Origin of the sequence: Labrys monachus, assembly GCF_030814655.1 — a bacterium.
Taxonomy (GTDB): domain Bacteria; phylum Pseudomonadota; class Alphaproteobacteria; order Rhizobiales; family Labraceae; genus Labrys; species Labrys monacha.
The window spans coordinates 3,431,967-3,444,339 of sequence record NZ_JAUSVK010000001.1 but is presented as its reverse complement, the minus strand read 5'-3'; the positions used below and the strand labels follow the sequence as shown (position 1 = coordinate 3,444,339).

The 12,373-nt window shown below is 67.3% G+C and carries 10 protein-coding genes; 1 reads left to right on the top strand and 9 read right to left on the bottom strand.

Annotation, left to right across the window (positions count from 1 at the left end; translation table 11 throughout):
* Positions 1–119: 119 nt before the first annotated feature.
* Positions 120–1,040, top strand: coding sequence for an NAD-dependent epimerase/dehydratase family protein (locus J3R73_RS15580; protein ID WP_307428533.1), 921 nt, complete (start codon positions 120–122; stop codon positions 1,038–1,040).
* Between the two features lie 69 nt (positions 1,041–1,109).
* On the opposite strand, the gene J3R73_RS15575 is transcribed toward J3R73_RS15580, so the two are convergent.
* The 9 genes from J3R73_RS15575 to J3R73_RS15535 form a co-directional block, all read right to left on the bottom strand.
* On the bottom strand, positions 1,110–1,955 hold the full coding sequence (locus J3R73_RS15575) for a class II fructose-bisphosphate aldolase (RefSeq protein WP_307428530.1): 846 nt from the start codon (positions 1,953–1,955) through the stop codon (positions 1,110–1,112).
* Between the two features lie 78 nt (positions 1,956–2,033).
* Positions 2,034–2,870 (bottom strand): alpha/beta fold hydrolase, encoded by an 837-nt coding sequence (locus J3R73_RS15570; protein WP_307428527.1) that lies wholly within the window; start codon positions 2,868–2,870, stop codon positions 2,034–2,036.
* Entirely contained in the window at positions 2,867–4,366 is a 1,500-nt protein-coding gene (locus J3R73_RS15565; protein ID WP_307428524.1) for an FGGY-family carbohydrate kinase, read from the bottom strand. The genes J3R73_RS15570 and J3R73_RS15565 overlap by 4 nt, the downstream gene beginning before the upstream one ends.
* A gap of 20 nt (positions 4,367–4,386) precedes the next feature.
* Positions 4,387–5,232 (bottom strand): class I fructose-bisphosphate aldolase, encoded by an 846-nt coding sequence (locus tag J3R73_RS15560; RefSeq protein ID WP_307428520.1) that lies wholly within the window; start codon positions 5,230–5,232, stop codon positions 4,387–4,389.
* Positions 5,232–7,010 (bottom strand): glycerol-3-phosphate dehydrogenase/oxidase, encoded by a 1,779-nt coding sequence (locus J3R73_RS15555; protein ID WP_307428518.1) that lies wholly within the window; start codon positions 7,008–7,010, stop codon positions 5,232–5,234. The genes J3R73_RS15560 and J3R73_RS15555 overlap by 1 nt, the downstream gene beginning before the upstream one ends.
* Positions 7,007–8,008, bottom strand: coding sequence for a sugar-binding transcriptional regulator (locus tag J3R73_RS15550; RefSeq protein ID WP_307437379.1), 1,002 nt, complete (start codon positions 8,006–8,008; stop codon positions 7,007–7,009). Before J3R73_RS15550 ends, J3R73_RS15555 begins: the two co-directional genes overlap by 4 nt.
* Positions 8,009–8,013: 5 nt before the next feature.
* Positions 8,014–8,988, bottom strand: a complete 975-nt coding sequence (locus J3R73_RS15545) for an ABC transporter permease (protein WP_307437377.1) — start codon at positions 8,986–8,988, stop codon at positions 8,014–8,016.
* Positions 8,989–9,025: 37 nt separating this feature from the next.
* On the bottom strand, positions 9,026–10,537 hold the full coding sequence (locus tag J3R73_RS15540) for a sugar ABC transporter ATP-binding protein (protein ID WP_307428515.1): 1,512 nt from the start codon (positions 10,535–10,537) through the stop codon (positions 9,026–9,028).
* Between the two features lie 164 nt (positions 10,538–10,701).
* Positions 10,702–11,742 (bottom strand): substrate-binding domain-containing protein, encoded by a 1,041-nt coding sequence (locus J3R73_RS15535; RefSeq protein WP_370879927.1) that lies wholly within the window; start codon positions 11,740–11,742, stop codon positions 10,702–10,704.
* Between the last annotated feature and the right edge of the window lie 631 nt (positions 11,743–12,373).

Sequence of the window (12,373 nt, the reverse complement as noted above, 5' to 3'; positions counted from 1 at the left end):
AGGGGCGCGATGCGCGGTGTTGAAGCGCGGCGCCGGCTGCTCCCCGGCACGAACCATGGCTGCGAAGCCGAATCCGGGCCCTCGATCGGCGCCCGGCCATGATCACGGAAGGAAACCGAATGGAAAAGATCCTCGTCACAGGAGCCGGCGGCCTCGTCGGCCACGCCGTCTGCCGCATGCTGGCGGCGGCCGGGCGGCCGTTCACCGCCATCGACGTCGGCACCGGCGAGGAGGAGGGCTTCCGGATCGCGGCCGTCGACGTGCGCGACGTGCACCGGCTCTATGCCCTGGCCGACCGCGAGGGGCCGTTCGGGGCCGTCATCCATTGCGGCGCCCTGTCGGGCCCGATGCTCGCCCGCGACAACCCCGTCCTCGTGCACGACATCAACGTCACCGGGACGGTCAATCTGCTCGAGTTCGCACGGGTGAAGGCTCTCAGGCGCGTCGTGTTCTGCTCCTCGGTCAGCGCCTATGGCAGCACGCCGCCCGGCCTTTCCCCCGTCACCGAGGATGCGCCGCTGCGCCCCTCGACCGTCTATGGCGCCAGCAAGGCGGCCTGCGAGGCGCTCGCCCATGGCTATGCCCTGCAGCACGGCGTCGATACCGTCAGCCTGCGCATCGGCTGGGTCTACGGCCCGCGCCGCAAGACGGCCTGCGACCTCCACGACATGATCGTGGCCGGGCTCAAGGGCGAGGTCTTCCGCCGTCCCTGCGGCGCGGCGACCATGCGCCAATATGTGCATGTCGACGACATCGCCCGCGCGCTGCTGCTGGCCACGGATGCGGCGGCGACGCCGCGGCGGGCCTATACGATCACCGGCGACAGCTTCCTGTCGCTTCCGGAGGTCGCCGCCATCGTCAGGGATTGCGTGCCGTCCCTCGTCGCCGATATCGGTCCCGGCATCGATCCGCAGGAGGACGTCCAGGCTCGCTTCGACCTGTCGGCCGCCGCGGACGAGCTCGGCTATCGCCCGGCCGTCCCCGTCGAGGAGGGAATCGCGCGCTATGCCGACTGGCTGAGGCGCCGGGAAGAGGGCTGAGGGCCCATCCGCGCCGCCTCTGCGGCCTCGGCATGCCCCCTGTCGGAGCAAGGGAAGGCCGGAAGGCCCTCACGCCTTCCCGGCCGATGCGCTGACGGCGAGCTTCTGGCGGACGAATTTCGCGACCTCGGCGCGCCCGCGATCGAAAGCCGAGAAGATGCTTTCGCCGCCAGCGATGCCCTCGGTGACACCGGCCATGAATCCCAGCCTGATCTCCGTCCCGACATTCAGCTTCTTCATGCCGAGGGCGAACGAGCGCCGGAGGGAAGCCTCGGGAATGCCCGATCCGCCATGCAGCACCAGCGGCGTGCTGGTGATCTTCGTCAACTCGGCGAGAAGGTCGAAATCGAGCTTCGGCTCCGCCTTGTAGACGCCATGGGCGCTGCCGATGGCGACGGCGAGCGCGTCGACTTCGATGCCGGCGATGAATTCCTCCACCGTTCGGACGTCGACCTTGTTGGCCTGGTCCTCGGCGACCGTGACGTCGTCCTCCATGCCGGCGATCCTTCCGAGTTCGGCTTCCACCGAAATGCCGACCGGCGCGCAGAGCGCGATCGCCTGCCGGGTGAGCGCGATGTTGTCGGCCAGGGGCAGGGCCGATCCGTCCACCATGACGCTGCTGAAGCCCGCCCGCACGGCCTGGACGATCTGGCGCGGCTCTTCGGAATGGTCGAGATGCAGCACGATGGGCAGTTTCGAGCGGAAGGCGTAATCGCGCACGACGGCCGCCAGGGCCTCGATCTTGCCGTCCCTCGCGGCGCCCTGGCCGACGCCGAGGATGACAGGCGCTCTTTCCTCCTCGGCGGTACGGAAGACCGCCTGGGCGACCTCCAGGCAGTCGGCATTGAACTGGACGGCCGTGTAGTCGCGCTGCACGGCGTCGTGGAGAAGGTCCCTGAGCGTGACCAGAGGCATGTCTCTTCTTTCTCTCTTCATGGGCACGACCACGGCGCGGCGATCGGTACGGGCGGCGGACGGGCCTCCGAATTTCTTCTAGTTGGCCGGTGGTTGGGCGGAGCCGCCCTTGCCGACGGCGGAGGCCATGAAGCGCAGCACCGCGTCGGTGAAGGGCTGCGGCGCCTCCATGTTGACCAGATGGCCCGCGTCGGGGATCGCGCACAGCTCGGCGCCGGGGACGCCGTCGGCGATGATTTCCGCCAGCTCGCGATACGCATCGATGTCCAGGCCGCCGGAAACGACGAGCACGGGCCGCTCGATCCCGGGCAGGCGCGGCTGGAGCGCCGGGATCCCGGCCTGCGGATCGTCGTGCGTCCAATGCCAGGCGCCGTAATCGGCCGTCATCCGTGCCAGCCGCGCCGCGATTTCAGGGTTTCGCGTGGCGGATCCGAACAGGGAGTGGCCGCTCCAATAGGCCTTGGCCGCCTCGACGCCGGCCGTTCTCGCCAGCCTTCCCGCTTCTTCCCGCGGACGGTCTCCCTGCCAGCGCCAGGGATAGCCGGGCAGGCTGGGCGAGGCGAGAATCAGGCCGAGGGTGCGGTCGGCATGTTCGGTGGCGAAATGCAGGGCGACGTTGGAGCCCAGCGAGAGGCCCGCGACGACGGCCCTTTCGATATCCAGGGCGTCGAGGATCGCCAGCAGGTCGCCGGCGTGGCTGTAGGGCCTCTCGCCCGGTACCGGCGACCGGCCGAAGCCCCTGAGGTCGTAGCGCACCGTGCGGTGCCGCCGGGAAAAGGCGTCGAACTGGTCGTCCCACATTCGGAGGTCGAGCGCGAAGCCGTGCAGCAGGACGAGGGGCGTGCCGGTACCGGCCTCCTCGATGTTGAAGCGGCCATTCGCCGTTTCGCGGAGATGGGCGGCCGAGTCCGTCATGGCTGCACCGCTCCCTTGCCGAGGGCCAGCTTCGCCAGTTCCCGGAAGCGTCCGTAGCGTTCGTCGAGAATGGCGGCCTTGCCGGGGTCGGGACGAAAATCGGCGCGTATGCCGGCGATCGAGGCCGCATCCTCGAAGCCGTCATAGATGCCGACGCCGATGCCGGCGGCCATGGCCGCGCCGAGAGCGCCGGATTCACTGCTGGCCGCCGTCTTGACGTCGATCTGGAGCACGTCCGCGAAGATCTGCGGCCAGGTGCTGCTGCGGGCCGCGCCGCCGGACAGGAAGGCGGTCGACATGGCGGCGCCCGCCGCCCGAAGCTTCTCGACATGGTAGCGGTGCCCGAAGGCGACGCCTTCCATGACGGCATAGATGATATGGGCGCGGCCGTGCCAGCCGGCGATGCCGAAATAGGAGGCGCGGGCTGCGCTGCTTTCCGGCGAACCGTAGAGATAGGGCAGGTAGAGCGGAAGGTCCAAGGCGGGCGTGACCTCGGCCGCCAGGGCGCTGCAGAGCCGGAGCGTCTCGCTCCGGCCGGCGGCAGCCAGGCTGTCGGCCATGAATTCCTTGAGGAACCATTCGAGATTGGTGGCGGAGGTGGCGCTGGCCTCGACCGCCATGAAGCGGTCGGCCCGATAGGTCGAGGACAGGAAGACGCTGGGATCGCAGAGCGGGCTGTCGGTGAGGACCTGGTTGATGCTCCAGGTCCCCGCCACGATCGAGGCGTCGCCGGGCCGCGCGACGCCGGCGCCGATCGCGCTCGCGATGATGTCGACCAGCCCTGCGACGACGGGCGTGCCCTCTGCCAGGCCGGTGCGGCGGGCGGCCTGCGCCGAGACCCGGCCGACCACGTCGGAGGGCTCGGCCAGCGGGCAGAGCTTCGCGCCGCATTCGCGCAGGCCGAGCGCATCGAGCAGCGCTTCGTCGTAGCGGCGCGCCGGCACGTCAAGGATGCCGCCGCAACTCGCATCGGAGTAGTCGCTTGTGTAGCGGCCGGTGAGGAAATGGACGATGACGTCCTTGCAGAACAGGACATGCGCGGCGCGGGCGATCAGATCCGGCTGGTTGCGGCTCAGCCAGGAGAGCAGCGTTCCCGTCTGTGCAGGCCAGGGCTTCTGCAGCGCCAGCGGGTAGAGCGCGTCACCCGTCCCGTCGGCGAGCATCCGCGCCGACAGCGAGGCGGCGCGGGCGTCCAGCGACTGGATGCCGAGGAGGGGGGCATCCTCTCCGTCGAAGAGGTAGATGCCGTTGCCGTGGCCGGTGCAGCCGATCGCGGCGATGTCGGCCGGATCGATGCCGGCCTTGCCGAGGCAGCCGCGGATGGCGTCCGCGGCACATGCCCACATCTCGCCGATGTCGCGCTCGACATGGCCCGGTTCGGGATGACGCGAATTCCCCTCCCTGTGCTCCGACGCGACCTCGGTTCCGTCGGTGCGGAAGAGGACGGCCTTGACCAGGGTGTTTCCGGCGTCGATGCCGAGGAGGAACTGCGTCATCGCTGTGGCTCCGTCGGCGTTCAGGCCGCGCGCTGGTAGATGTCCCATGCCTCATCGGCATCGACATCGTCATGGATGACGGCCATCAGGGCGCGAACGATGCTGCTGGGATTGGCATGCTGGTAGACGTTGCGGCCATAGACCATGCCCTGCACACCCTGCCGCATCAGCTGGACCGACTTGGCCAGCACGTTCTTCAGGTCTTCCTTGCCGCCGCCCCGCACGAGGATCGGACAGCGCGCGGCTTCGACCACCTTGTGGAAATCCTCGGCGTTGGTGGTGGGGTCGGCCTTGATGATGTCGGCGCCGAGTTCCCGCGCCAGCCGCACCAGCGTCGTGATGCGCAACGCATCGCCGTCGACGGCGTAACCCTTGCCGCCGTTGGGGTCGCGCATCACCAGCGGCTCGATCATCAGCGGCATGCCGTATTTCTCGCAATCGTTGCGCACGCGCGCGATGTTCTCGACGCATTGGCGAAAGATGCCGGGTTCGTCCGGGATCATGAACAGGTTGACGACGACGCAGGCCGCATCCATCTGCACCGCCGGCAGGACGGGATCCTGCGCGTTCTGGAGCACCGCCCACATCTCGCGGTGCCGGACGGGATTGTAGGCGTTGCCGAGGTCGAGCCTGAGGACGAGCGCCGGCTTGTCGCGCTCGGGCCGCGCCTGCAGGAGGTCCGCCTGTCCGTAGCTGAGCTGGATGGCATCGGGCCTGGCGGCCACGAGCTGTTCCGTCACGCCGGCGACGTCTTCGAGGCCGACGAGCATCGAGGGCTCGTTCGCCACGCCATGGTCGATGGCGACATCGAGGCAGCGCCCATTGCGGAACAGGCGGTTCATACGGACCTTCTTGGAGTGGAACATCACGCTATCCTATTTCTTTCGACGTCCTGGAGTGATCGGGAAGGAGGAACGAAGCCGTGCCTGGCGCTCAGCGACGCCACGGTGTCGCGCAGCGCCTTCTCGCGCTCCGCCTCGGCCCATCGGCGATCCTCGGCGAGAATACCGGTGACCTCCTCGACGACCGCCAGGGTCAGACGGCCTGCGATCGCCACCGCGGTGCGCCGGACCAGGATGTCCTCGGGCGTCTCGACGTCCTCGTGGCGTATGATGCGGAGGATCTCCCGGCGGCTGTAGTCGGGGAGGGTGGCGAGCGGTGCGTCGGCCCCGGCGGCGATGAAGGCCGCCACCTCGCGCGCGGCGCTTCCGTAGCGCGGAAGGAGCTCTTCGATCCGGTGCGGCGCCAGCCCGGTTTCCTGCGACACCCGCCGGATCCACTCGCCGCGCGCCTCGGGCGTGCGGGGAAACTCCCGCCCGCCGCCGATGGCGAGTTCGCGGGTGCTCCGGCGGCGCGCCATGTCGAGGTCCTTCAGCACCTGGTCCGCCGCCTGTTCGCCGAAGGCGCGGAAGGTCGTCCATTTGCCGCCGATGAGGGAAAGGATGGGGAAGGGGCACTCGGCCGTCGCCGCCCGGCGATGGAAGGAGTGGTCGCGTGAAATGGTGCCGGTGGCGCCGCCTTCGCGATAGGGCAACGGGCGCACGCCGCTATAGGTGTAGAGGATCTGCTCGGGCGCGATGCGGATATTCGGGAAGACGGTACGCACGGATTCCAGCATGTAGGCCTGCTCGTCCGCTTCGCAGCGCACCGTCTCCGGATTGTCGACGCGGATGTCGGTGGAGCCGACGAGCACGTTGCCGAAATGGGCGAACATGATGCAGACGCGGCCTTCCTGGTTCTCGTAATAGACCATGTTGTCGCCGAGCTCGCGCAGCAGGCGCTCGTTGCGCACGACGAGGTGGGAGCCCTTGGTGCCGCCGATCAGCCGCTTCTCGGCCCGCCCCCCCAGCATGCGGCCGTTGACGCCGTCGATCCACGCGCCGGCGGCGTTGACGACATAGGCCGGCGACACGGCGAAGCGCTCTCCCGTCAACATGTCGCGGACGACGACCTTGCCGCCCTCGATGGCTTCGACGCCGGCATAGTTGAGCGCCGAGGCGTCGGGGCAGGCCGAGAGGGTATCCTGGACGAGTTCCAGCCCCAGCCTCTCGGGGTAGCTGATATGCGCGTCGTAATAGGTGGCGGAGCACTTGATCTCCGGCGCGAAGTCCGGCCAGCGCCGCCGCGTCTCGCGGGAACCCGAGAAGCGGTGCGTCGGCATCAGGCGGTTGTGCCGCGTCAGGATGTCGTAGAGCGTGAGGCCGAGCTTGATGACGAGGGCGCCGCGGCGCGCATTGCCTTCCGACAGGCCGACGAAGCGCGCGGCGGCGCCGAGCGCGCCCGAGAGATAATCGAAGATCGGCACCGTGGTCGGCAGGGGCGATACGTAATGGGGCGCATTGGTGAGCAGGCGGTTGCGTTCCAGCAGCGATTCGCGCACCAGCGAGAATTCGCCGTTCTCCAGATAGCGCAGGCCGCCATGGATCATCCGGGACGGTGCGCTGCTGGCGCCCGAGCAGAAGTCGCCCTTCTCCGCCAGCAGGACCTTCACGCCCTGCAGCGCCAGTTCGCGGAAGGTGCCGATGCCGTTGATGCCGCCGCCGACGACCAGCACCTGCGGCGAGGGATCGGCGCGCAGGCGCGCCTTTCGCTGCTCCCGTGTCGATGGCGATCGTCGAAACTCGGTCGAGCCAGTCTGTGTCATGATTTTTCTTGCATGCTGTCCAGGACCGCGGACGCGGTCCGTTCATCGGTGACCAGCGTTTTGAGATAGCCTCCGCGCAGGACGCTGCAGATGGGAGCGACCTTGGCGGGGCCGGCGGCGACGCCGATCGTGCATGGGATCCGCCTGAGATCGTCGGGCGCCAGGCCGACCAGCAGCGCGTTGCGCGGATAGGGGGCGAGGGCGCCGGTCGCATCCAGGAGATTGGCGATGACCTCGCCCTGCGCGCCGGCGTTCGAGATCATGGCCCTATCCTTCGGACTCCAGGTGCGCAGCGCGAAGTCGAGATAGCTCGACCCCGCCGCCAGGACGGACCCGATGCCGACCAGCGCGATCGAAGCCTTTCGCGCACGGTCCAGGACGTCGGCGACCGCGCTCACCCCGCGCAGCATGTCCCGCTGCTCGTCGGAATCGGCGAACATCGGCGCATGGATCTGATAGGCCGTTCCCCCCAGACGGCCGGCGAGTTCGGACGCGACGTGGTTGACGTCGATGTAGTGCCGGCCCTGGACGAGACCGGTGGCGGGCACCACGCTCGCCTTGTAGGAGCGGGTGGTCCTGAGGCCTTCGACCACCGCGGAGACGCCCTTGCCGCCGCTGATGCAGATGGTGTCGCCGTCCTTGAGCCGGGACAGGAGGTAATGGGCCGCGGCCTGCCCCACCGCCCTCAGCACGAGATCCTGGTCGTCGAATTCGGCGGGGACGACGAGCGCCTCCTCCAGGCCGGTCTCCGCCGTGAGGCGCCGTTCCAGTTCATGCTGGAAATCGAACAGGGGCGAGATGGTGATCTCCACCATGCCGGCGTCGCGGCCCTGCTTGATCAGTCGGTTGACCGTCGCGGCGGACTGGCCGATGATCTTGCCGATATCGGCCTGCGTGCGCTGCTCCTGATAATACATCAGCAGGACCTTGTAGATCGTTCGGGCGACCGCATAGTCCAGGGCCCGGGGGGCGGCGTCCTTGCTACCTTCGATGCGCATACGGCTCACGCTTTGCGTTTCTGCATGAAATGATCTGCTGCGACGGCCGCGAGCAGAATGCAGCCGCGGATCATGTCCTGCCAGTAGACGGATACGTCGAGAAGAAGGAGTGAAGAAGAGACGATCGACAGGAGTGCCACGCCCAGGACGGCGCCGAGGATAGAGCCCGATCCGCCGTTGAGGCTCGCGCCGCCGATGACGGCCGCCGCGATGACGTTGAGTTCCATGCCCACCCCGAATGTCGGCGTCGCCGATCCGAAGCGCGCCATGTAGATCACCCCGGCGAGGCCGGCCAAGCCGGAGCAGAGCACCGTCGCGCCGAATTTGACACGCTTGACGTTGATGCCGGAATAGCGGGCGGCCTGTTCGTTGCTCCCCGTATAGAGGAATCGGCGGAACACGGTGGCGCGCCGCAGCAGCACGTCGAAGATCAGCGCGATGACGACGAAGATGACGATGACGAAGGGGACGCCCTCGATGGTGCCCTGGCCGATGAACTTGAACGTCGGGGGCAGCGTGAACAGCGAGAGCGGCGTGCCCTGGGTGATGAGCATGCTCAGGCCGCGGGCGATGACCATGAACGCCAGGGAGGTGATGAAGTAGCTCAGCCCCACCATGGTGACGCACAGGCCCATGCACACGCCGACCAGCGCAGCGGCGGCGATGCCGCCGATGCTCGCCAGCCATGGCGCGGCGCCGGCGAGGAAGAGCGAGCCGCTCACCGTCATCGAAAGACAGACCACCGAACCGACGGAAAGGTCGATGCCGCCGACGATCAGGAGGATCGTCATGCCCACCACGACGATGCCGTCGACCGCAAAGGACAGCATCATCGCCTTCACGTTGCCCCATGTCATGAAGTAGGGCGAAGCGAAGGACATCGCGATGCAGATCGCGAGGATGATGACGATGAGGCCGCCCTCGCGCATGCTGTGCAGGTTCATCCGGCGCGCCTTCGGTTCAGTCGATGTGATGGGCATGTCGCCAACGGCCATGCGCGTATCCTCCTGTCGCATTTCAGGCCGCACGGGCATTCGGGCTCAATCCCGATGCGAGGCGGATGATGGTTTCTTCGGTCATGTCCTCGCCTTCGACCGTGCCGGCGATGCCGCCTTCGTGAACGACGAGGATGCGGTCGCACAGGCCGATCAACTCGGGCAGTTCGGAGGAGATCACGACGACTCCGACGCCGGCATTGCACAGATCGCGCAGGATGCGATGGATTTCCGACTTGGCGCCGACGTCGACGCCCCGCGTCGGCTCGTCGAGAAAGACCAGGGCGGGGTCGACCGACAGCATCTTGGCGATGGCGACCTTCTGCTGGTTGCCGCCGCTGAGCGTCGAGACGGGATCGGAGAGGCTGCCCGCCTTCAGATTGACGCGGCGTCCCAGCAGTCGGGCCTGGTTCGTCTCCTTGCGGAAATCGAGCGCTCCGAGCCGGCTCGACACGCGGCCGAGATCCAGCGCGGAAATATTGGCGGCGATGGACAGATCGAGGAAGACGCCCTCGGTCTTTCGATTCTCCGAGAGATAGACCACGCCTTCGGCCACGGCATCCGCGTAGCCGTGGAACGCAACCGGCTTGCCACGCAGGGTCAACGTGCCGGCGCTGCGCGGATAGAGACCGCAGACAGCCTTGACGATCTCGCTGCGTCCGGCGCCGATGAGGCCGGCAAAACCGACGATCTCCCCGATACCGACATCGAAATCGACGCTTCGGAAGCGGTCGCCGGCCAGGCCGCGCACTTCGAGGAGGGGCGCGCCGGGCGGTGCGGCGGATTTGGGGGGATAGAGGTTCTCGATCTGCCGGCCCACCATGCGGGTGACGACCTGCTCCGGCGTCGTCGAGGCGATGTCCTCCGTGCCGATGTAGCGGCCGTCGCGGAACACAGTGATGCGGTCGCACAACGCGAAGATTTCCGCCATGCGGTGGCTGATATAGATGATCGCCACGCCCTCGGCGCGAAGCTCGCGCAGGATGGCGAAGAGGCTGTCCGTCTCGCGTTCGGTCAGCGCCGCCGTCGGCTCGTCGAGGATGAGAATCCTGCAATCGAGAGTGAGCGCCTTGGCGATTTCGACGAGTTGCTGGTGCGAGATGGGCAGGGAACCCACGAGCGTGTCCACGGGAATGGGAGCGAGCCGGTTCATCGCCTGCCGCGCCCTGGCTTCGAGCGCGCGGTAGTTCATGAACAGGGTCCGCCGGCGCGCGGTCGCGGCCATCAGGATGTTTTCGGCGACGGTGACGTCCGGACACAGGACGATTTCCTGGTGCACGAGGCCGATCCCGAGCGAGAGGGCCTTCGCCGCGCTGTCGAGCACAACCAGTTCGCCGTCGATGCGGATCTCGCCCTCGTCGGGGGTGACGATGCCGCTGATGATCTTCATCAGCGTCGACTTGCCGGCGCCGTTCTCGCCGGCGAGCGCGTGGATCTCGCCGGCCCGCAGGTCGAATTGCACGTCGCTCAGGGCCCTGACGGGCCCATAGGCCTTCGAGAGCGAGCGGATGCTGAGGAGGGAGTCTTGTGGCATGGCTGTCGCCTCGACGGGGAACCGGCATGGGCCGAGGGATACGGCCCATGCCCCGAAGCGTTTTGCGATCCGCCCGAATCGGCGAGAATGGCAAGACGCTTGAAAACAAGGAGTTGGAGCAAGATGCGTCTCCGCGGAAACGCGCTTTGCTCCGGGGAAGGGCTCTATTCCTCGATGCCCTTGGTGCCGCGACGCTTCAGATAGGCGTCCCAGCGGAAGTCATCGGCATTGTCCTTCGTGACGATGGCGAGGCCGTTGTCGATGATCGGCAGGGTGAAGGGATTGACGCCCGTGCGCTTGTAGTCGTTCATCGGGTCGATGAGCTGGGGATGCGCCGCCAGGAACAGCATCATGAAGCCCATATAGCCCTGCACGCCCTGGTTCGGATCGATGGCGCCCAGCATCTGGCCCTGCTTGACGAGGTCGAGGACCTTGGCGTTGACGTCGACGCAGAACACCTTGATCTGGCCGCCGGTCTCCAGGGCCGCCTGTGCCGCGCCGATGGCCGAGCTGGCCTCCGGCATGAAGACGGCCTTCAGATTGGGATGGGCCTGGGCCATGCTCTGGACGGCGGTGTAGGCCTTGGTCGGGTCCTGGTTGGTGGCGGCCCGTGCGACCAGCTTCATCTTCGGATGCTTCTGCGTCATCTCCTCGATGAACGCGGAGACCCGGCGGTCGTGGTTGTCCTGGCCCGGATTCTCCAGCACGGCATATTCGCCCTCCTCGCCCACCGCCGTCGCCACCGTGTCGGCCGCGATATGGCCCTCGCGGAAATTGTCCGACGTCACATAGGCGACACGCTTGCTGTTCGGTGAATCCGCGGCGAAGGTGACCACGGGAATGCCCGCGTCGGCCGCCTGGTTGATGGGTTCGATGAAGGGATCCGGATTCATGGGGTGAAGCAGGATGCCCGCCGGATGGGTGGCCAGCACCTGCTGGAAGCTGGCGAGCTGCTTGGTCACGTCATATTCGGGTGTGCCGGTATAGACCGTCTTGCAGCCCATCTCGTGGGCGGCCTGCTTGAACATCTCATACACCGGAAACCAGTATTCGACGCCGGTCACCATGACGTTCATCACATAGGTCTCGCCCGGCTTGCACCGGAACGCCGACTCCTGCGGTGTGTCCTGGGCCATGGCCTGAGACGCCGAAGCGGCGACGCCGAGCGCCAGCAGCGTACCGCACACGGCATGTCTGGACTTCATTCGCATTGATTCCTCCCTGTTGTTCTTCGGACCGCCGGCTGCCCGGTTCGGCCGTCTTTGCCGGCGGTATCGAGGCCTCCCCGAGGGTCGACCTGAAGGGGACGGCCCCTCCAGTCCGACCGGGTGTGAAATATATTTCAGTACCTGAAATATACACCAAACTTTGGTAGACGGAGCCGTCGGCGCTGTCAACACGAGAAATCGGGGGGCGAGAACGCGCATCGCGGCGCTGTCGGTCCGGGGGGGCGAGGCGCGTTGCTGCAGAGGGCAGGCGCCCCGGCGAGCCGTGCCTGCGACAGGATCAGCATTGCCGTCGATCCGGCGTGCGGTCTCCGGAGCCTCGCAAAACCTCGGTATTCGGGCCTCCGGTCCGGCACGGAACATGCTCGGCTCGGCGAAGCGACGATCGGGGAGGGCGGGGGGGGCGCGCGAATCCCGCGTATACCGTCCGTGGATGCCGGCCCGGCAGCGGTGGGGGCGATTGTCGATCGAAACCGCGGGCTTTTCGGCAGGCTGCCGTTCGGAGCGCCTCGGATGCCGGTTTCAAAGGGTGGAAGGGCGCGATTTTCCGCTTGTTGACAAAGTCGGGCCGATTCCGGGCAGCCTCGATGCACGTCTGGACAGGGAAAAG